The following is a 19,120-nucleotide window of genomic DNA, read 5'->3' on the forward strand; positions in this document are numbered from 1 at the left end:
CGGTGAAGAGCGGCGTGTTTAAAAGCCGCTAAACCCTTTGTCAACCGGCTCTTTCGAGCTTTTTTCTCATCGTCGGCAGGGCCGTTTCAGAGACCAAAAACCACCCACGGGCCGCCGAGGGGCTTCCCTCACAAGTCCGGAGCGATTCAGTTGAGGCTGGGGAACCTAGTCTCGAACCCTTCCGAAATCAAGAGAGTTTTTCGCTCTCCGTCGCCCGGCGGGCCCGCCGTTCCCCGGCGAGGGGCGGCTTGTAGGCGGCCCCTCCGGACGGCGCAAGCGCTCATTTCATCAAACCGTCGCTTTTCCACAGGAGCGCGACCTGTCCACAGACCGCGGCGCCCTTGCCCCCTCGCCTTCCCCTCCCCTATTGGAATGCAGGGAGATCGAACGGACATGCTGTCACACAAAGCCCGCTACGCGCTGCGCGCCCTGGTGGAACTAGCGCGCGAAGGCGAAGGCGCCCAGCTCACCTCCGGCGAGATCGCCCTGCGCGCCGACGCGCCGCGCAAGTTCCTGGAGGCGATTCTGCTGGAGCTGGCCCGGCGCGGCCTCATCGTCAGCCGGCGGGGCAAGTTCGGCGGCTACGCCCTGGCGCGCGACGCCGGCGCGGTGAGCTTCGCCGAGGTGATCCGCATCATCGACGGCCCGCTGGCCCTGGCGCCCTGCGTCAGCAAGACCGCCTTCCGCAAGTGCGACGACTGCCCGGACCTCGACACCTGCGCCCTGCGCGAGGCGCTGAGGCAGGCGCGTGACGCCACCGCCGACGTGCTGGAAGGCTACAGCCTGGCCGCCGCCGCCAGCCTGGGCGGCGGAGTGGACGGCCCGCTCGAACCGGCCTGAGGTTCAGCCGGCGGCGATATAGGCCTTGAGGTGCTCGGCCTCGGCCTCGGTCTCGGCGATCTTGTTCTTAACCAGGTCGCCGATCGACACGATGCCGACCAGCCGCCCGTCGCGGACCACCGGCAGGTGGCGCACGCGACGGTCGGTCATGCGCGCCATCAGCGATTCGACCGTCTCGGTTGGTTTGGCGAACAGCACTTCGCGGGTCATGCAGGCGGAGATCGGCTGGCTCAGCCCGGCCGCCCCCTGTTCGGCGACCACCCGGACGATATCCCGCTCGGAAAGGATGCCGACAACCACGTCGTCGCCTTCGATCACCACCATGGCCCCGACCCGCCGCGTGTGCAGGAGGGCGGCGGCGGCGGCCACCGTCTCGGCGGGCGAAGCGGTGAACACCAGATCGCCCTTCTCCTTCAGAATCTGGGAAACAAGCATACGCGTACTCCCTCGCTCCTTTGGTCGAACAAGGGTCTCGCAAATCGCGTCCCGGATCAAATCCTAACGGCGGTCAGGCCCGGCGCAGCGCCCGGGCGAACGGGCCGACCAGCAGCAGGCCGGCGGCGTAGCCGGCCACGTGGGCCTCCCAGGCGATCGGCGCTCCGCCCGACCCCGGGGCCGAGCCGAACAGGCCGAAGGCGACATTGATCACCAGCCATGCCCCGGCCATGGCCAGCACGCCTCGGCTGGCGAAGGGCGCGAGGCCGCGAGCGCCGGGAGCGACGCGCGAGGCCGCCCCCAGGAAACCCGACACCGCTCCCGACGCGCCGATCAGCGGCGCCAGGCCGTGCGGGTGCGCCAGGGCGTAGCCGAGGCCCGACAGCACTCCGCACACTATATAGAAGAGCAGGAACGCTCCGGCCTGGACGGCGCGGGGCCCGAAAAGCCGGGCCACCGGCGCGCCGAAAGCCAGCGCGCCCAGCGCGTTCATCCCGGCGTGAATCCAGCCGCCATGCAGGAAGAGCGAGGTCAACAGGGGCAGGACGCGCCCTTCGGACAGTTCGGCGGGGACCAGGCCGTAGCGGGCGATCAGGGCGTCGCCGCCGCCCAGGACCTGTCCGGCGTAGCTCGCCAGGATGGCCGCCACGACGACCAGCACCTGCCAGGGGGCGTTGAATGCGGGAGCCTGGTCGCGCTGTCGACGCTCGTCGTCCAATACCGCTTCTCCATCCTGCATCCGCAGGTCTAGGCCGCCCGGCGCCATGAAAGTCATGCAGCATGCGGACGGTTCGCCCGCGCCTCATCCACGGGGGGCCTAGTTACGGCAGCCGTCGCCCCATTTCGAGACTTTTCGTCTTTCGCGTGTCAAGCTTAACGAATTCGCGATATCTGCGGCCGTAAAGCAATCCCTGCAATTCTGTTCGCTGCGCCCGTCATGACGTCGGTTGCGGCCTGGCTGTGGGGGAAGGCCGACATGGCTGACATGCTCAAGATCGCCGCGCCACTGGCCCTGGGCGTCGTCGCCCTGGCGGCCGGCGCGGCCTCCGCCCAGACCATGACCACCAATTCGGCCTCCTATAACGCCGGCTACGGCCGCATCGCCGGCCAGGAGAACCGCGCCGTCGAGTTCAACACTCGCGACGCCAACGGCAACCGGGTGATCGTCGACGGGGTCATGCTGACCGGCGCGGACCAGAGCAACTTCTCGCGCACCAGCAGCGGGTCCCTGGACGCCATCAGCGGCGTCGGCGGCCTGGGCTCGTCCACCGCGATCGGCAACAACCTGAGCGTGATCACCCAGGGCAACTACAACACCGTCATCGTCAACTCGACGCAGACCAACAACGGCAACGTCAGCGCCGGGACGAACGTCTCCGGGGGCGTGGGGTCCAATGGCAAATAAGATGAACATGCGCCGGGCCGCGACGGCGGTCCTGATCGCGGCCGGCTCGATCGCCCTGGCCTCCTGCGGCACCGTGGCCGGGCCTGGCGGCAACTACGCCAGCCCGATCGGCAACGCCCCGGTCACCACCAATCCGACGCCCTATTCGCCGGCCCTGGTCTGCCTGGGCGACTACGCCCGCAAGTACAACATGAACTCGCCGCGGGTCGCGGTGGGCCGCATCGCCGACTACACCGGCAAGGAAGAATCCGACGGCTCCGGCCGCAAGGTGACGCAAGGCGCCTCGCTGATGGCCATGACCGCCTTCGGCAAGGCCGGCGCGCGGCTGGTCGAGCGGTTCGACACCAGCGTGTCGGAACTGGAGCTGAAGTACGCCAACAACAAGCTGATCGCCGACGGCGACCCGCCGCCGCCCGGCGGCCCGGTCGATTACCGCAAGATCATGGCCGGCCAGGTGCCCGGCTCCGACTTCTATCTGGTCGGCGGCATCACCGAGCTGAACTTCAACATCCACTCGGCCGGCGCCACCGCCTATGTCGGCGCGGTCAAGGCCAAGGACCCGAAGGGCAACCTCGGCGCGCGGGTGTTCGTGATGAACATCGCCATGGACCTGCGCCTGGTCGACACCCGTTCGCTGGAGGTGGTCGACGTCATCTCCTACCAGAAGCAGATCGTCGCCCGCGAGGTCAGCGCCGGCTTCTTCGACATCCTCAACGGCAACGTCTTCGACCTGTCGGCCGGATCGGGCGCGCTCGAACCGGTGCAGCTGGCCGTGCGCTCCCTGATCGAGCGGGCGGTCGTCGAGATGATGGCCAACCTCTACGGCATGCCGGGCCCGCAAAGCTGCCTGCAGACCGATCCCCTTGGCGCGGGCGCCCGCACCACCGGACTGACCGGCGCGTTCACCCCGGCCTACAACAATGTGGCGACCAACAATGCGCAGACTCGCGAAGATCCTTCTCGCTGGAACGCTAATCGCGATTCCAATGTCTCCGCCGCTCTGCGCGGTCGCTACTAGCCAGACCGTCTCGCCGCCGAGCAGCGTCCTGAACAACCAGGTGCAGCTCGGCGACGTGTTCGCCACCCAGACCCTGAACGTCGTCGACGTGTCGGGGACGACGTCGGCCGTCACCACCGCCACCGGCAACAGCCTGTCGGGCGCCGTCCAGAGCGGCTCGGTCGACGTGCGCTCGACCCAGTCGCTGAGCGGCGCGGTCGACGCCTCGACCCTGCTCAACGCCGGCGGCTGGACCGGCTCGCAGGTGACCATGGTCACCTCGGCCTCGGGCAACGCCGGCACCGCCGCTTCCTATGGCGGCGGGGCGCTGACCGGGACGTTCAGCCAGAACGCCGGCCCGACCACCGTGACCGCCACCAACCAGTTCGAGGGCCCCAACGCCCAGATGGGCGGCATCAACAACGCCACCCAGGCCGTCGCCAACTCGCAGTCGATCGCCGTGGTCGGCGGTTCGGCCGACGTCGCCATCCGGCAGACCAGCCAGGCCCTGACCCAGGCCGACGGCGGCGCGGTGTACAGCTGGACGCCCGGGACGGCCAGCTTCACCGCCTCGGCCATCTCCAACAACGTCAACGCCACCGGCCAGAGCGGTTCGACCCAGAACCTCAACATCACCCAGAGCATGACCGGGGTGCGCACCCAGGCCTCGCACTTCATCACCGGCGGCAACAGCCAGACGGTGAGCGGCCAGACCACCGCGGCGGCCAACAACGTCGCCATCAGCAACGACACCGGCCCGCTGACCGTCGCCGTCAACCAGGACAATCAGAGCTATCTGCGCTCGCAGGCGGACGTCTCGTCGTTCCTGTTCGGCCTCGGCTCGGCCAACGCCTATGGCGTCGGCAATTCGGTGACGGCCGGCAATCTCGGGACCTCGACCTCGATCGACAACACCCAGAACAATTCGGGCGGCGGCGTCGACGTGGTGTCGAACTACACCGGCAACACCGGCTACGACGCGTCCAGCTCGGCCACCGCCGTCGGCAACTCGGTCACGGCCTACGCCTGCTCGACCTGCTCGGGCACGGTCAAGGCCAACAACAACCAGATCAACAGCGCCGACATCGGCGCCAGCAGCACCTTGACCATCAACGGCTCCAACCGGTCGGTGGCCGGGGTGTCCACCGCCATCGGCAACACCGCCACCTTCTACGTCAGCCACCCCTGAGGCGCAGGGCCGGCAGGACCGCCAGCCGCAGCAGCGGCGCCAGGTCCGGGCCGTCCCCGCCGACGGGCCGCCAGACGACGTCCTCGATCTCGGCCCGGGCGCGCGCCTCCCCCGCAAAGGCGGTCACGAAGATCCGGCCGCTCACCTGACGGCCGGGCTCGTTGGCGGCGGGCGCCGAGAACTCGCCAAGTTCGTCCAGGTCGGCCGGCGCCAGGCGCACGCCGATCTCTTCCTCCACCTCGCGCACGGCGCAGTCGCGCGCCGATTCGCCCGGCGCATACTTGCCGCCGGGCAGCATGAACCGGCGCGAGCCGCGCTTGCGGACGAGCAGGATGTCGCCGCCCCGGATCAGGGCGACCGCGGCGATGCGGATCGAAGCGGGCATGCTCGCATCCTGTCCGGATTCGCCCAGGTCGCGCCGCCTTCGCGACAACGACGCAAAATTCGGTCTTGCCGTGGTCATGTTCGCATGGCGATCTTCCGCCTTCGATCCCATGCCCAAGGCTCTCCCCTTCATGAACCACACCTTCCGCCTGGCGCTGCTGGCCAGCGTCAGCCTCTCGCTCGTCGCCGGCGGCGCCGACGCCGCCGTGCGCCTGCCCCATTTCGGCAAGGACAAGGCGGCCGCCCCGGCCGCCGCCGCGCCGGCCCAGGCCGACGCCGGCAGGAGCGCCTGGCCGCAGGCGGCCTCGGACGTGGCGGCCGACCCCGCCATCCGCTTCGGCGTGCTGGCCAACGGCATGCGCTACGCGATCATGAAGAACGCCACGCCGACCGGCCAGGCGTCCATGCGCCTGCGCTTCGACGCCGGCTCGCTGATGGAGCGCGACGAGCAGCAGGGCCTGGCGCACTTCCTGGAGCACATGGCCTTCAAGGGCTCAGCCCACGTGCCGGCCGACGAAATGGTCAAGATTCTCGAGCGGCACGGCCTGGCCTTCGGCGCCGACACCAACGCCTCGACCTCCTGGGACGAGACCATCTACAAGCTCGACCTGCCCAAGGCCGACGACGAGACGGTCGACACCACCCTGATGCTGCTGCGCGAGGCCGCCGACCAGCTGACCCTGTCGCAGGACGCCATGAACGGCGAGCGCGGCGTCGTGCTGTCCGAGGAACGCGCCCGCGACACCCCGCCCCTGCGGGTGTTCATGGCCCGCATGGACTTTTTCCTGAAGGGCCAGCTCGCGCCCCGCCGCATGCCGATCGGCAAGGTCGACGTCCTCAAGAACGCTCCCGTCTCGCTGATCCGCGATTTCTACAGCCGCTACTACCGTCCGGACCGGGCGGTGCTGATCGCCGTCGGCGACTTCGACGTCGACGCCCTGGAAGCCAAGATCAAGGCCAAGTTCGGCGACTGGAAGCCCGCCGGCCCCGCCGGACCCGAACCCGACCTCGGCGTGGTCGCCAAGCGTGGGACCGAGGCCAAGGTGTTCGTCGAGCCGGGCGCGCCGACCAGCGTCCAGGTCGCCTGGATCGCGCCGCCGGACCTGACCCCCGACAGCCAGGCCAAGCGTCGCCGCGACCTGGTCGAGAGCCTGGGCATGGCCGTCCTCAATCGGCGGCTGGAGCGGATCGCCCGCAGCGGCGAGCCGCCGTTCATCGGCGCCGGCGCCTTCCGCAGCAACCTCTTCCACTCGGCCCGGGTGACGGCCCTGGCCGTCTCGGCCCAGAACGACCGCTGGAAGGAGGCGCTGACCGCCGCCGAGCAGGAACAGCGCCGCGTCGTCGAGTTCGGCGTGCGCCAGGACGAGCTGGACCGCGAGATCGACGAGCTGCGCGCCAAGCTCAAGGCGGCGGCCGACGGCCAGGCCACGCGCCGCACCCCGGCCCTGGCCAACGAGATCGTCGGCACCCTGGCCGACCGCGAGGTCCAAACCAATCCGGCCCAGGACCTCGCCCTGTTCGAACAGCAGGTCAAAGGCCTGACCGCCGCCGAGGTCTCCAAGGCGCTGAAGGGCGCCTTCCAGGGCCAGGGACCGTTGGTGTTCATGGCCGCGCCGACAGCGATCGACGGCGGCGACAAGGCCCTGGCCGACGTGTTCGCGGCCGCCCAGAACGCCAAGCTGACCGCCGGCGAGGCCCAGGTGGCCAAGACCTGGCCCTATGAGACCTTCGGGGTTCCCGGCAAGGTCGTTGAGCGCAAGGAGGTCTCGGACCTCGACGCCGTGTTCGTGCGCTTCGCCAACGGCGTGCGCCTGACCGTCAAGCCGACCAAGTTCCGCGAGCAGCAGATCCTGGTCACGGCGCGGATCGGCGACGGCCGCCTGGGCATGCCCAAGGACCGGGTCACCGCCGCCTGGGCCGCCGGGTCGGCCTTCCCCGAGGGCGGCCTCGACCAGCTGTCGGCCGAGGAGCTCGACGCGGTGCTCCGCTCCAAGATCGTCGGCGCGCGGTTCGCGCTGGAGGACGACGCCGTCGCCATGAGCGGCGGCACGCGGCCCGACGACCTGCAGACCGAGCTGCAGCTGCTGGCCGCCTACGCCGTACACCCCGGCTGGCGCCCAGAGGCGTTCCAGCGAACCCGCACCTATGGCGAGACCCTGCACGACCAGCAGGACGCCACCGCCGCCGGGGTGATGGGCCGCGAACTGCCCGCCCTGATCCGTTCGGGCGACAAGCGTTGGGCCTTCCCGTCCCGGCAGGAGATCACCGCCAGCAAGCCCGAGGACCTCAAGGCGCTGCTGCAACCCCAGCTCGCCGGTCCCATCGAGGTGCTGGTGGTGGGCGACACCACGGTCGAAAAGGCCATCGACGCCGTCGCCTCGACGTTCGGCGCCCTGCCCGCGCGGCCTGACGCCGCGCCGCCCGCCGCCGGCGCGACCGTGGCGTTCCCGGCCGCGAGCGCCGCCCCGTCGGTGCTGACCCACAAGGGCCGCGCCGACCAGACCATGGGCTTCATGGCCTGGCCGACCGAAGACTTCTTCAGCGACATGCAGAGGGCGCGCACCCTGCGCATCCTCGGCGACGTGCTGCAGCTGCGCCTGACCGACGCCCTGCGGATCAAGCTGGGGGCCACCTATTCGCCGTCGGTGAGCGCCTCGTCGTCGTCGATCTATCCGCGCTACGGCTTCATCGCCGCCAGCATGGAGACGCCGCCGGCCACCCTCGACGCCTTCTTCACCGAGACCGCCAGGATCGCCGCCGACCTGCGCGCCAAGCCCGTCACCGACGACGAGCTGAAGCGCGCCAAGGCGCCGGCCATCGACTCGGTCGAAAAGCGCATGCAGACCAACGAGTACTGGCTGAACGGACTGGCCGGGGCCCAGACCGACGGCCGTCGCCTCGACGCCCTGCGCAGCGCCGTGCCGGCCCTGGAGCGGGTGAGCGCCGCCGACGTGCAGAAGGCGGCCCAGACCTATCTGCGCGACGACAAGGCCTGGAAGCTGGAGGTCAAGCCCGCCGCCGGCCAATAGGCCCTGGCGCAGGCATCGACAAAAAACCCCTCCCCGGTCGCCGGGGAGGGGTTTTCGTTTTCAGGTCCGACGAGCGGCCGCGATCAGTAGACCACCCCGCCGACGCCGCCGTCGAGGCTCATGGACGACGCCGTCTGGGTCGTCTCCTCGCGATAGGCGGTGTAGGTCTCGGTGCGCACCACGGTCAGGATCTTCTCGCCGGCGCCGTAACGGCGCAGCAGGCTGCGCTCGTTGCAGTCGCGGGCCGGCTTCTGCTTGCGGCATTCCAGGCGGCCGCCGGGCGCGTGGTAGAGGGCGTCGCCCTTCTGACAGTCGTAGGTCTTGTCGCCCAGCACGTACTGCATCCGCGTGCCGGCGATGCAGCGATAGATCTCGCCGTCATAGGCGTCGGCGATCTCGCGGTCGGGGGTGACCTGGGAAGCGGGGTGCGGCACGACCTTGTCGTCCATGCAGACGGCGCGCAGGGTCAGGCGCTCGGTCTTGGTGCGGGTCGCCTCGTAGGACGAGCGGCCGCCGCCGCCGCCGAGCACCGAAAGGTTCTGGATGATCCCCGGCGCGCCGGGGCCGGCGTAGAACCGCCCGCCGCCGCCGCCCATGAAATAGACCGCCGAGTTGCTGGCGGCCGAGGCCGAGGACGTCGCCGACGCGCTGGCGCTGGCGTTGACGCTGATCGCTATGGGCGGCGCCACATAGACGTTGATGTTCGGCACGTTGATGACCGGCCCGCCGCAGCACGGCGGCGGCGGAGGCGGCGAGCAGTTGCACGGCGGCTGCGGCGGCGCGCAGCACGCTACCGCGGCGCCGGCCGCGGTCAGCGTCACAAAGCCGACCACCGCGGCCAGGATGATGTTCAGACGCGCCAACATAGGACGGCCCCCCTACAATACGCCGCGAAACAAGCAAGAATCGCGCCGGAATCCCCGTCGCGCTTCTTCGCTCGCCCGTCCCATCCTGGGACGCTCCAGCCTGGCCCGGTCCTTCCTTGCAAACCGCATGCGGTCGAAAAGGCCGCGGAAGGGTCCGAAAGCAGGCTTTCGATGTTCCATTTAAATACGGAACGGTTGATAGACTATTGGCAAAGCCGGAAAGGCGAGGCTCGGATTCCGCCGCGGAGTTCGATCGACCCCGGCGATTTCGTCGATCTTCTGCCGCAGATCTTCATCCTCGGCCGCACGACTCCCGGCGCCTATTCTTTCCGGCTCGTGGGCGGGCTCATCGCCGACCTGCATCGCAGCGACCTGCGCCAGCGGGATTTCCTGTCGCTGTGGACGAGGCAGGACCGCTCGACCTTGCAGATGGCCATGGAGGCCACGCGCCGCACCGCCGAGCCCATCGTCATAAGCTGCGAGGCGTCCAGCGCCGCCGGCCAGGCGCGGTTCGAGATGGCCCTGGCTCCCCTGGCCGCCTCGCCTGCGGGCGAGGCCAGCCGCTTCCTCGGCCTGCTGCAGCCGACCTCCAGCCTGACGCGGATGGCCGCCCGGCCGGTCGAGCGCCTGACGGTCCGCACCATCGCCACCAACGGCTCCGAGGCCGCCGTCCGCCCCTATCTGCGCCTAGCGGCGCTGGACGGCCGGCTGACCGCCTAGAGTGGGATCGATCAGGCCGCGCTGGCTTCGTCCAGAACGCCGCGGGCCTCGGCGCCGAGAACCAGCCGCGCCGCGCCGGCGATCTCCTTGAACTGCTCGACGCTGGTGGCGCTGGCGATCGGAGCCGTCACCCGGGTCATCAGCCAGGCCAGGGCGACCTGGGCCGGCGTCGCCCCAAGCTCGGCCGACACCTTGTCCAACGCCGCGAGAATGGCGAAACCCCGCGCGTCGAGGTAGCGTTTCACCCCGCCGCCCCTTGGGCTCTTCGACAGGTCCGCCTCGGACCGGTACTTGCCGGTCAGGAACCCCCGGGCCAGACCGAAATAGGGAATGACGCCGATACCTGCTTCGCGGCAGGCGTCGGCCAGGCCGTCTTCGAAACCGGCGCGATCATAGAGATTGTAGTGCGGCTGCAGGGTCTCGTAGCGCGGCAGGCCGCGGCCGGCGCTGACCGCCAGCGCCTCCCTGAGCCGCGCGGCGTCGTAGTTCGACGCTCCGACGGCCCGCACCTTGCCGTCCTGGATCAGGCGGTCATAGGCCTCCAGCGTCTCATCCAGGGGCGTGCCGGCGTCGTCCTCATGCGACTGGTAAAGGTCGATATGGTCCGTCCGCAGCCGCTTCAGCGACGCCTCGGCCGACTTGACGATGTGGGCGCGCGACAGACCCTTGCCGCCCTCGCCCATGTCCATGCCGACCTTGGTGGCGATCACCACGCGGTCGCGACCGCCGCGCGCCGCCAGCCACTTGCCGATCACCGCCTCGGATTCGCCGCCGACATGGCCGGGAATCCAGCGCGAATAGACGTCGGCGGTGTCGATCGCGTTGAAGCCCTCGCCGACAAAGGCGTCGAGCAAGGCGAAAGAGGTCGCCTCGTCCGCCGTCCAGCCGAACACGTTGCCGCCGAACATCAGCGGCGCGATCTCCAGGCCCGAGCCGCCCAGCTTGCGCTTTTCCATGACCAGTCCCTCGTCGAAGCCCCTCGGCCCCGCATATAGGCGCGGCGGCGGCCCGGTTCGAGCCGCCGCCCCTGAGCGTTCAGGCCGCCCGGGCCGGCGCGCCCTCGAACACCGGCGCGTCGTCGGCGGGCAGGGCCGCCTTGCCCCGGATCATGTCGGAGGCCTTTTCGGCGATCATCATCGTCGGGGCGTTGGTGTTGCCGCCGACCAGGGTGGGCATGACCGAGGCGTCGACGACGCGCAACCCCTCCAGGCCCTGGACCTTCAGGGCGCCGTCGACCACGGCCAGGGGGTCGCCGGCCGCGCCCATGCGGCACGTGCCGACCGGGTGATAGATGGTCTCGGCCTTGGCGCGGATCCAGGCGTCGATCTCGGCGTCGCTCCGCACGGAAGGCCCCGGTGCGTATTCCGGCCCGCGGATCGACTTGAGCGCGGCCTGGTCGGCCACCTCCCGCATCATCTTGACCCCCTCGCGCAGGGCGCGGCGGTCCTCCTCGGTCGCCAGGTAGTTGGCGAAGATGGTCGGATCGTCGAACGGGTCGGCCGAGCGCAGACCGATCTCGCCGCGGCTTTCGGGGCGAAGCTGGCAGACGTGGACCGAGAAGCCGTCCTTCTCGACCGTGACCTTGCCGTGGTCCTGCATGATGGCCAGCACGCAGTGCAGCTGCAGGTCGGGGCGGTCGAGGTCCTGCCGCGACTTGAGGAAGGCGCCCGCCTCCAGGAAGTTCTGCCGCCCGAAGCCCTGGCCGAACAGCATGTAGTTCAGGCCGGTGATCAGCTTGTTGATCCCCTTGGAGTTGGAATAGGCGGTCTTGAGGTTCGGCGTCTCCCACGACAGCACTACGTCCAGGTGGTCCTGAAGGTTCTTGCCGACGCCCTTGAGGTCGTGCTGCGGCGCGACGCCGGCCTTCTTCAGGGCGTCGGCGTCGCCGATCCCCGACAGTTGCAGGATCTGCGGCGACTGCACCGCGCCCGAGGCCAGCAGCACCTCGGCGTCGGCGTAGGCCTTGCGGGTCTCGCCGTTCTGCATGAACTCGACCCCGACCGCCCGGCCCTTCTCCAGCAGGATGCGGGTGGTGCGGGCGCCGATCTCGCAGGTCAGGTTCGGCCGCTTGCCGAGGATCGGATGCAGATAGGCGGCGGCCGCGCTCCAACGCTTGCCGTCGCGGATGGTCAGTTGATAGGGGCCGAAACCCTCCTGCTGGTAGCCGTTGAAGTCCTTGGTGGTCAGGTGGCCGGCCTCGGCCCCGGCCTTGATGAAGCCCGAATAGATCGCGTGCGGCGACGAGGCCTTGGAGACGTGCAGAGGCCCGTCGCCGCCGTGCCAGGCGTCGCCGCCGCCTTCCAGGCTTTCCGAGCGCTTGAAATAGGGCAGCACGTCGGCGTAGCCCCAGCCGGTCAGGCCCGTCTGCCGCCACTGGTCGTAGTCCCGCGCATGGCCGCGAATGTAGATCATGCCGTTGATCGACGACGAGCCGCCCCAGCCCTTGCCGCGCGGCCACCACAGCTTGCGGCCGTCGAGATTGGGCTCGGCCTCGGTCCAGAAGCCCCAATTGTAGTCGCCCTTGGCCTTGATCAGTTCGCCGACGCCGGCGGGCATGCGCACCAGGATCGAGTTGTCCCTGCCGCCGGCTTCCAGCAGCAGGACCTTCGTTCCCGGGTCTTCGCTCAGGCGGTTGGCCAGCACGCAGCCGGCCGAGCCGGCGCCGATGATGATGTAGTCGTAGCGATCCAAAGCCATGGTCCCGAACGCCGCTCCCGCTAGGTTATCGTTGTTTACGGGAGAGACTGGCGCGGCCGGGGCGGCTCGGCAAGAGCGTTCCGCCGCCCTATTCGGCGGGAAGGGCTGCGGGTTCGGCGGCGGAGCCGCCGTCCGGCTCCCCGCGCGCCAGCCTGCGGTCGAACGCCCAGGCCGCCACGCCGATCCAGGCCATCAGCACGAAGGCGTAGGACCGCTCCCACCAGCCGACATTGTCCCAGTCGCACAGGTCGGGAAGAACGACGTGGCGGGTGATCGCGCCGATCACGCCCATCAGAACGAAGCTGCCGACCAGGAACAGCTTGAGCCCGAGGAAGTCGCGGCGCTTCGACAGGCCCCAGACCACCGCCAGGGGCGCGAACTGGATGGCCAGGCCCAGGTTGACCCATTGGTGCCGGGGGTCCGGCCAGGGGAATAGGCCCGAGACGATGATCGCCCCGCCGCCGACGGCGGCCAGGATCGCGGTCAGGCCGGCGGGGAACAGGCCGCCGCCGAGGGCGCGCAGGGCCAGGAAGAACCCTCGTCCGGCCAATACGCCGGCCGCCCCGCCCAGGCCGACGCCGAGGTTGAAGATGAACGGATGCGCCGCCTGCGGCCCGCCCAGCTCGCTGACATACTGCTTGGCGTGGCGCATCTCGGGATAGGCCAGGGACGCGGCCAGGAAGGCCCCGTAGCACAGCAGCGGCGCCGCCACCCCGGCCCACAGGAATAGGCGTCTCGCCTGCATCGTCCCAACACCTCGGCGGCTCAGGGCCGCGTCGGCGGAATTTCGCCGCAAAGCCGGCCGCGATCAAGCCGCCGTGATCGGGAGCCGCGACGAGGCCCGTCCTTTTCGCGCCGCCTTTGACAGCGTCGGCCCAAGCCGGCTAGTCGGACCCATGACCTTGCGCCCGCTGTTCGTCACCGAGATCTATGAGGCCAGCCTCGCCGCCGACCGGGGTTTCGAGGCGTTCAACGCCGAGCTCGAAGAGGCCTGCCGCATGCTGGCGGCCGAGGACCGCGCCGGCCGCGCCTGGTGCAAGGCCAACGGCTATGGCGGCTACACCTCCTACGCCTCGCTGGACGACCTGCCGTCGCGGGCCAGCGCCTTCGCCGACCTCAAGCGCAAGCTCGACCGGCATGCGGCGGCCTACGCCGAGGCCCTCGGCCTCGATCTGGGCGCCGGCCGCCTGCGGCTCGACAGCCTGTGGGTCAACCTGCTCAAGCCCGGCGCCAGCCACAGCGGCCACATCCACCCCCACAGCGTGCTGTCGGGCACGGTCTATGTCGTCGTGCCGCCCGGGGCCAGCGCGCTGAAGCTCGAAGACCCGCGGCTGCCGCTGATGATGGCCGCCCCGCCGCGCCGGGCGGACGCGCCCGAGACGGCGCGCAGCTTCGTCTATCTGCAGCCGCAGCCGGGGACGGTGCTGATGTGGGAGAGCTGGCTGCGCCACGAGGTGCCGGCCAACGCCGCCCGCGCCGACCGGGTGAGCGTCAGTTTCAACTATAGCTGGCGATAGCGGCGATTACTCTGTAAGCAGCGACGCGTTCGCCGCCCCTCCATTCCTGAGGCATGCGCGGCGCGCGCCACGAATACGCCTGAGACTCCCTTTCCTGAACCCGCTCGAACGGATAGGTCGCGGTGCCCCGGCGTCTCGCGCGCCGGTCCACGGAGGCCCGGTTCCCCTGTGAGGACCGGTCGATCACCCTGGCCTTCGCCACCTCCGTCTACACCCACCTGATGCCGGGCGCGATGCGGCGCTATCTGGAAGAGACCCGTCGCGTCCTGGCGCCGGGGGGCCGGGCGGTCATCACCGCCTTCCTGCTCGACGAGGACGTCGAGCGATGGATGGGCGAAAGCAAGACGGTGCTGAAGTTCCCCCACGCTCTCGACGGCGTGAAGGTTCTGGACGCGCGCTGGCCGGAGAACGGCGTCGCCATAGACCGCGACAAGCTGAAGACGATGATCGCCGAGGCCGGCCTCACCCTTCGCGGCATGCACGCCGGCCATTGGCGGCCCGAGGCGAGCTACGCCGGCGGCCAGGATCTGGTCGTGGTCTCCAGGGACTGACCTGGTTCAAGCCGGGCCGAGCCGGGCGGCTTCAGCATAGATTTCGCCGTTCACTACGTTTCGAAGCGCGCCCTTAAGCCTGACCGACCTACGCTCTCCCGCATAGGAGAGCCCCATGCTGGCCACACCCATCGCCACCGCGGCAAGCGGCATGATGAGCGCCGTCAACAAGCTGGACGTCAGCGCCCAACGGGTCGCCCAATGGGGCACGCCGCTGGGCAAGGACGTCGACCTCGTCCAGGAGACGGTCGCCCAGATCCAGGCCAAGACCGAGTTCAAGGCCTCGGCCAAGGTGCTGAAGACCGCCGACGAGATGCTGGGAACCCTGCTCGACATCAAGGCCTGACGCCGTCAAGGCGGCCCGAAACGAAAAGGGGCGGCCCGACGGACCGCCCCTCTCGTCATTCCTGATGCTTGTCCGGGCCCCACGCGGGGCGCGGCCTTCTAGCTGTCGAGGAAGCTGCGCAGCTTGCGCGACCGCGACGGGTGCTTGAGCTTGCGCAGGGCCTTGGCCTCGATCTGGCGGATGCGTTCGCGGGTGACGCTGAACTGCTGGCCGACTTCCTCCAGGGTGTGGTCGGTGTTCATGCCGATGCCGAAGCGCATGCGCAGCACGCGCTCCTCGCGCGGCGTCAGCGAGGCGAGCACGCGGGTGGTGGTCTCGCGCAGGTTCGACTGGATGGCGGCGTCGATCGGCAGGACGGCGTTCTTGTCCTCGATGAAGTCGCCGAGGTGCGAATCCTCTTCGTCGCCGATCGGGGTCTCGAGGCTGATCGGCTCCTTGGCGATCTTCAGGACCTTGCGCACCTTCTCCAGCGGCATGGCCAGCTTTTCGGCCAGCTCTTCGGGGGTCGGCTCGCGGCCGATCTCATGCAGCATCTGCCGGCTGGTGCGGACGATCTTGTTGATCGTCTCGATCATGTGCACCGGGATGCGGATGGTGCGCGCCTGGTCGGCGATCGAGCGGGTGATCGCCTGGCGGATCCACCAGGTGGCGTAGGTCGAGAACTTGTAGCCGCGGCGGTACTCGAACTTGTCGACGGCCTTCATCAGGCCGATGTTGCCTTCCTGGATCAGGTCCAGGAACTGCAGGCCGCGATTGGTGTATTTCTTGGCGATCGAGATGACCAGGCGCAGGTTGGCCTCGACCATCTCCTTCTTGGCCTGGCGGGCCTCGCGCTCGCCCTTCTGCACGGTCTGGACGATGCGGCGATAGTCGTCGATCGGCACGCCGGTCTCGGTGGCCAGCGCCGCGATCTCCTGGCGGATGTCGCCGATCTGGCCGTTGTCGTTTTCGGCGAACTTGGTCCACCGCACGCCCAGCTCCTTGACCTTGTCGGTCCAGGTCGGGTCGAGTTCGGCGCCGAAATAGGCGCGCAGGAATTCGGCGCGGCTGATGCCGTAGCTGTCGGCCAGCCGCAGCAGGCGGCCTTCCAGGCCCATCAAACGCTTGTTGATCGCATAGAGCTGTTCGACCAGCGCCTCGATGCGGTTGTTGTTCAGCTTCAGCGTCTTCAGGTGCTGGATGATGGTGTTGGACAGCGCCTCGTAGGCCTTGCGGTCGGCCTCGGGCAGGTCCGCGCCCTTCAGGCGATGATTGACCAGCTTGTCCTGCAGCTTGCGGAAGGCTTCGAACTCGCCGGCGATGGCGTCGAGCGTGGCCATCACGCCGTCGCGCAGCTCGGCCTCCATGGCGCTGACCGTCGGGCCGGCGCCGTCGTCGAAGTCGTCGTCGCCCTCGCCTTCGCCGCCCTCGCCTTCGGCCTTGGCCTCGCCGCCGGCCTCGTCGTCGACGGGCTCGTCCGGCTCGGCTTCCTCGCCCGTGGGCATCGCCGCGGCGTTGGCGCCGCCATAGGTCTGTTCAAGGTCGATGACCTCGCGCAGCAGGATGCGGCCCGAGCCCAGCTCGTCGCGCCAGACCATGATCGCCTCGAAGGTCAGGGCGCTTTCGCACAGGCCGCGAATCATCGTGTCGCGGCCGGCCTCGATGCGCTTGGCGATGGCGATCTCGCCCTCGCGCGACAAAAGCTCGACCGAGCCCATCTCGCGCAGATACATCCGCACCGGATCGTCGGTGCGGTCGTAGGCGGCTTCCTTCGGGCTCTCGGCCACGGCCGAATCCTCGCGGACGGCCACTTCGCCGCCCTCGGAGCCCTCGGCGTCCTCTTCGGCCTCGACGACGTTGACGCCCATCTCGCTCAACATGGCGAGGGTGTCCTCGATCGCCTCGGACGTCACCTCGTCGGAGGGCAGGACCTTGTTCAGCTCGTCCATGGTGACGTAGCCGCGCGCCTTGGCCTGCTTGATGAATTTCTTGACGCCGGCGTCGGTAAGGTCGAGCAACGGGCCGTCGCTGGTGGTTTCCGGCGGTTCCGTCCCGTCAGTCGTCGTCGTGCTCATCTAGCTCTCCGAACCGGCGGCGGCGTCCGCGCATCCGGCTTAAAATGCATGCAAGCGGCCGGCAGGCCCCTTTAATTTAAGACCCGCCGTCCGTCCAAATCGTTCCCGTCTTGACCGCCCGCTTGAGACCGTCGCGCTCGGCTTTCATACGCTCGATCGCCGCCATGCCCTCCCGTCCGGCAAGATCGCTCTTGGCGGCTTGGATGGCGCTCTCGAGCGCAGCCATTCGCGTCATAACCTCGAAGGCGTGCGACCATTGGGACCTGGCTGTTGCGAGCGAAGCATCCGGGATCAGGAATGGCGCGCCCGATTTCGCGGCGGCCTTGTCGATTTCGCTCAGCAACGGGCCGAATCCTCTTCCCGCCAAATGGCGTTGCAATCCTTCGCTGTCAAGCACGTCGGCGTCCAGACGCAGGCGAATGATTTCCCTCGCCAAATCGATGAGCCCCGGATCGCCGAAGCCATGACGCTGCAGCGTCTCCAGATGATCGTCCAGCCGATGGGGGTCGGCGAGGGCCGCCTGGGCCAGCGCTGCGGCGGTATGCTCGATCGACGGCCCGCCCCGCGTGGCCTTGGTTTCCGGAAAGGGACCGGCCAGTTCGCGCGCCCCGCGCCAGCCGCCGCGTCCGGCCGGGCCGCCGCGTCCGGGCCTTGCGAAACCGCCGTCCCGCTCGGGCCGGACCGAGGGGAACAGCCCGTCGTAACGGCCGAGCAGGTCGTCGCGATAAGCCTGGGCCAGGTCCTTGTCCTGGATGGCGGCGGCGGCGGCGCGCAGGCGCGCCTTCAGCCCCGCGCGCCGCTCGGGCGTGTCCAGCGGCTCCAGGTCGCGCTCGCGCACGAACAGCGCCTCGACGAAGGGCGTGGTCTGGGCGAGCTGGGCCTTGAGCGCGGCGGGCCCCTGCTCGCGCAGGACGTCGTCGGGGTCCTTGCCGCCGGAGACGATGGCGAACTTGAAGCTGCGGCCGGCCTTGAGCAGGGGCAGGGCCCGGTCGATGGCGCGGCTGGCGGCCCGGCGGCCGGCGTTGTCGCCGTCGAAGCACAGGGTCGGCTCGGCGTGCGAGCGCCACAGCAGCTCCATCTGCTCCTCGGTCAGGGCGGTGCCCATCGGGGCCACCGCCGCCACGCCGGCCCGCTGGCAGGCGATGACGTCCATGTAGCCCTCGACCACCACGAACGGCGCGCCGACGTCGCCGGCCGAAGCCAGCTTGCGCGCCTCGGCCAGGCCGTAGACCAGCCGCCCCTTGTGGAAGACGCCGGTCTCCGGGCCGTTGAGGTATTTGGCGCGGGCCTGCGGGTCCATGGCCCGGCCGCCGAACGAGACCACCCGCCCCCGCGCGTCGGCGATGGGGAAGATCACCCGGTCGCGGAAGCGGTCATAGGGTGCGCCGCCGTCCTCGGGCGCGATCAGCAGGCCGGCCTCGACCAGGGCCGCCGGCTGGGCGCCCTTGGCGACCAGATAGTCCTTCAGAGCGGTGCGCCCCTGCGGCGAAAAGCCCATGCGGAAACGGGCCCATTCGCTTTCGGGCAGGCCGCGCCGCTCCAGATAGGCCCGCGCCTCGCGCCCGGCCGGGCGGCGCAGTTCGGCCTCGAACCACTTGGCGGCCATTTCCAGCCAGTCGCCGAGCGAGGCGCGCTTGCGGTCTTCCTCGGCCGACCGCGAATCCTGGGCCGGCATCGGCACCCCGGCCTCGGCGGCGAGGCGCTCGACCGCCTCGGGAAAGCTCAGCCGCTCGGTCTCCTGCAGGAACGAGATCAGGTCGCCGTGCTTGCCGCTGGAGAAGCAGTGATAGAAACCCTTGTCGTCATTGACGAAGAACGACGGCGACTTCTCCTTGGTGAAGGGGGACAGGCCGGCGTACTCGCGCCCCTGCCGCCGCAGCTTCACCGTCCGGCCGATGACGTCGGACAGGCGGAGGCGGGACTTGATCTCGTCGAGGAAGTTGTCGTCGAAGCGCACGTCGCATCTTTACGCGCCGGGCCGCGGGCCGTCACGCCTGGAAGTCCGCCGTCCCGCCCGCGCCGACCGCGCGGTTTCAGCGCCGAAACACTTCAACTTGACGTGAGGTCGGCCGATCCCGCAGTGAGGCGGA

18 protein-coding genes are annotated in these 19,120 nt (G+C 69.5%); 9 read left to right on the plus strand and 9 right to left on the minus strand.

What is annotated here, in order from left to right; translation table 11 throughout:
- Positions 1-393: 393 nt before the first annotated feature.
- The gene (locus C5708_RS15970; protein WP_242922662.1) at positions 394-840 is read left to right on the plus strand and encodes an Rrf2 family transcriptional regulator; all 447 of its coding nucleotides are present in this window, start codon (positions 394-396) and stop codon (positions 838-840) included.
- Positions 841-843: 3 nt separating this feature from the next.
- Here C5708_RS15970 and C5708_RS15975 read toward each other — a convergent pair whose 3' ends face one another.
- Positions 844-1,275, minus strand: a complete 432-nt coding sequence (locus C5708_RS15975) for a CBS domain-containing protein (protein WP_242922664.1) — start codon at positions 1,273-1,275, stop codon at positions 844-846.
- A 73-nt stretch (positions 1,276-1,348) separates the two neighbouring features.
- On the minus strand, positions 1,349-1,993 hold the full coding sequence (locus C5708_RS15980; protein WP_242922666.1) for a rhomboid family intramembrane serine protease: 645 nt from the start codon (positions 1,991-1,993) through the stop codon (positions 1,349-1,351).
- A 258-nt stretch (positions 1,994-2,251) separates the two neighbouring features.
- Here C5708_RS15980 and hfaA point away from each other — a divergent pair, with 258 nt between their 5' ends.
- Genes hfaA through hfaD form a run of 3 tightly spaced genes read left to right on the plus strand, consistent with a single transcriptional unit; the run spans position 2,252 to position 4,866 of the window.
- Positions 2,252-2,680 carry a holdfast anchoring protein HfaA gene (hfaA, locus tag C5708_RS15985; protein ID WP_242922668.1) on the plus strand — a complete coding sequence of 143 codons (429 nt, stop codon included), beginning with the start codon at positions 2,252-2,254 and terminating at the stop codon, positions 2,678-2,680.
- Position 2,681: 1 nt separating this feature from the next.
- Positions 2,682-3,698, plus strand: coding sequence for a holdfast anchoring protein HfaB (gene hfaB, locus C5708_RS15990; RefSeq protein ID WP_242922669.1), 1,017 nt, complete (start codon positions 2,682-2,684; stop codon positions 3,696-3,698).
- Positions 3,667-4,866 (plus strand): holdfast anchor protein HfaD, encoded by a 1,200-nt coding sequence (gene hfaD, locus C5708_RS15995; RefSeq protein ID WP_242922670.1) that lies wholly within the window; start codon positions 3,667-3,669, stop codon positions 4,864-4,866. Before hfaB ends, hfaD begins: the two co-directional genes overlap by 32 nt.
- Here the strand turns inward: hfaD and C5708_RS16000 are convergent.
- Positions 4,853-5,251, minus strand: coding sequence for an NUDIX domain-containing protein (locus C5708_RS16000; protein WP_242922671.1), 399 nt, complete (start codon positions 5,249-5,251; stop codon positions 4,853-4,855). The two genes, hfaD and C5708_RS16000, sit on opposite strands and share 14 nt — an antisense overlap.
- A 130-nt stretch (positions 5,252-5,381) precedes the next feature.
- On the opposite strand from C5708_RS16000, the gene C5708_RS16005 reads away from it, so the two are divergent.
- Complete coding sequence (locus C5708_RS16005; RefSeq protein WP_242922672.1) at positions 5,382-8,279, plus strand: M16 family metallopeptidase; 2,898 nt, start codon at positions 5,382-5,384, stop codon at positions 8,277-8,279.
- A gap of 83 nt (positions 8,280-8,362) precedes the next feature.
- On the opposite strand, the gene C5708_RS16010 is transcribed toward C5708_RS16005, so the two are convergent.
- Positions 8,363-9,145, minus strand: coding sequence for a hypothetical protein (locus C5708_RS16010; RefSeq protein WP_242922673.1), 783 nt, complete (start codon positions 9,143-9,145; stop codon positions 8,363-8,365).
- Between the two features lie 171 nt (positions 9,146-9,316).
- Between C5708_RS16010 and C5708_RS16015 the strand changes: the two genes are divergently transcribed.
- Positions 9,317-9,865, plus strand: coding sequence for a PAS domain-containing protein (locus C5708_RS16015; RefSeq protein ID WP_242922674.1), 549 nt, complete (start codon positions 9,317-9,319; stop codon positions 9,863-9,865).
- A gap of 11 nt (positions 9,866-9,876) precedes the next feature.
- On the opposite strand, the gene C5708_RS16020 is transcribed toward C5708_RS16015, so the two are convergent.
- The 3 genes from C5708_RS16020 to C5708_RS16030 all read right to left on the minus strand — a co-directional run bounded on the left by C5708_RS16020 (position 9,877) and on the right by C5708_RS16030 (position 13,307).
- On the minus strand, positions 9,877-10,821 hold the full coding sequence (locus tag C5708_RS16020; RefSeq protein WP_242922676.1) for an aldo/keto reductase: 945 nt from the start codon (positions 10,819-10,821) through the stop codon (positions 9,877-9,879).
- A gap of 79 nt (positions 10,822-10,900) precedes the next feature.
- A complete protein-coding gene (locus C5708_RS16025) occupies positions 10,901-12,562 on the minus strand; it encodes a choline dehydrogenase (protein WP_242922677.1) in 1,662 nt (553 codons plus the stop codon).
- Between the two features lie 88 nt (positions 12,563-12,650).
- A complete protein-coding gene (locus tag C5708_RS16030; RefSeq protein ID WP_242922678.1) occupies positions 12,651-13,307 on the minus strand; it encodes a DUF998 domain-containing protein in 657 nt (218 codons plus the stop codon).
- A 151-nt stretch (positions 13,308-13,458) separates the two neighbouring features.
- Here C5708_RS16030 and C5708_RS16035 point away from each other — a divergent pair, with 151 nt between their 5' ends.
- The 3 genes from C5708_RS16035 to C5708_RS16045 all read left to right on the plus strand — a co-directional run bounded on the left by C5708_RS16035 (position 13,459) and on the right by C5708_RS16045 (position 14,976).
- The gene (locus C5708_RS16035) at positions 13,459-14,079 is read left to right on the plus strand and encodes a TIGR02466 family protein (RefSeq protein ID WP_242922679.1); all 621 of its coding nucleotides are present in this window, start codon (positions 13,459-13,461) and stop codon (positions 14,077-14,079) included.
- A 122-nt stretch (positions 14,080-14,201) separates the two neighbouring features.
- A complete protein-coding gene (locus C5708_RS16040; RefSeq protein ID WP_242922680.1) occupies positions 14,202-14,630 on the plus strand; it encodes a class I SAM-dependent methyltransferase in 429 nt (142 codons plus the stop codon).
- 115 nt (positions 14,631-14,745) lie between these two features.
- Entirely contained in the window at positions 14,746-14,976 is a 231-nt protein-coding gene (locus C5708_RS16045; protein ID WP_242922681.1) for a flagellar basal body rod C-terminal domain-containing protein, read from the plus strand.
- Between the two features lie 98 nt (positions 14,977-15,074).
- On the opposite strand, the gene rpoD is transcribed toward C5708_RS16045, so the two are convergent.
- Positions 15,075-17,030 (minus strand): RNA polymerase sigma factor RpoD, encoded by a 1,956-nt coding sequence (gene rpoD, locus C5708_RS16050; protein WP_242922682.1) that lies wholly within the window; start codon positions 17,028-17,030, stop codon positions 15,075-15,077.
- A gap of 76 nt (positions 17,031-17,106) precedes the next feature.
- Positions 17,107-18,987, minus strand: a complete 1,881-nt coding sequence (gene dnaG, locus C5708_RS16055) for a DNA primase (RefSeq protein WP_242922683.1) — start codon at positions 18,985-18,987, stop codon at positions 17,107-17,109.
- Positions 18,988-19,120: the final 133 nt, after the last annotated feature.

This window comes from Caulobacter sp. CCUG 60055 (genome assembly GCF_022750545.1).
GTDB lineage: Bacteria > Pseudomonadota > Alphaproteobacteria > Caulobacterales > Caulobacteraceae > PUIC01.

Coding starts and splice junctions, on each gene's coding strand:
- C5708_RS15970 (WP_242922662.1), top strand. CDS start 394: ATGCTGTCACACAAAGCCCGCTACGCGCTGCGCGCCCTGGTGGAACTA.
- C5708_RS15975 (WP_242922664.1), bottom strand. CDS start 1,275: ATGCTTGTTTCCCAGATTCTGAAGGAGAAGGGCGATCTGGTGTTCACC.
- hfaA (WP_242922668.1), top strand. CDS start 2,252: ATGGCTGACATGCTCAAGATCGCCGCGCCACTGGCCCTGGGCGTCGTC.
- hfaB (WP_242922669.1), top strand. CDS start 2,682: ATGAACATGCGCCGGGCCGCGACGGCGGTCCTGATCGCGGCCGGCTCG.
- hfaD (WP_242922670.1), top strand. CDS start 3,667: ATGTCTCCGCCGCTCTGCGCGGTCGCTACTAGCCAGACCGTCTCGCCG.
- C5708_RS16000 (WP_242922671.1), bottom strand. CDS start 5,251: ATGCCCGCTTCGATCCGCATCGCCGCGGTCGCCCTGATCCGGGGCGGC.
- C5708_RS16005 (WP_242922672.1), top strand. CDS start 5,382: ATGAACCACACCTTCCGCCTGGCGCTGCTGGCCAGCGTCAGCCTCTCG.
- C5708_RS16010 (WP_242922673.1), bottom strand. CDS start 9,145: ATGTTGGCGCGTCTGAACATCATCCTGGCCGCGGTGGTCGGCTTTGTG.
- C5708_RS16015 (WP_242922674.1), top strand. CDS start 9,317: ATGTTCCATTTAAATACGGAACGGTTGATAGACTATTGGCAAAGCCGG.
- C5708_RS16020 (WP_242922676.1), bottom strand. CDS start 10,821: ATGGAAAAGCGCAAGCTGGGCGGCTCGGGCCTGGAGATCGCGCCGCTG.
- C5708_RS16025 (WP_242922677.1), bottom strand. CDS start 12,562: ATGGCTTTGGATCGCTACGACTACATCATCATCGGCGCCGGCTCGGCC.
- C5708_RS16030 (WP_242922678.1), bottom strand. CDS start 13,307: ATGCAGGCGAGACGCCTATTCCTGTGGGCCGGGGTGGCGGCGCCGCTG.
- C5708_RS16035 (WP_242922679.1), top strand. CDS start 13,459: ATGACCTTGCGCCCGCTGTTCGTCACCGAGATCTATGAGGCCAGCCTC.
- C5708_RS16045 (WP_242922681.1), top strand. CDS start 14,746: ATGCTGGCCACACCCATCGCCACCGCGGCAAGCGGCATGATGAGCGCC.
- rpoD (WP_242922682.1), bottom strand. CDS start 17,030: ATGAGCACGACGACGACTGACGGGACGGAACCGCCGGAAACCACCAGC.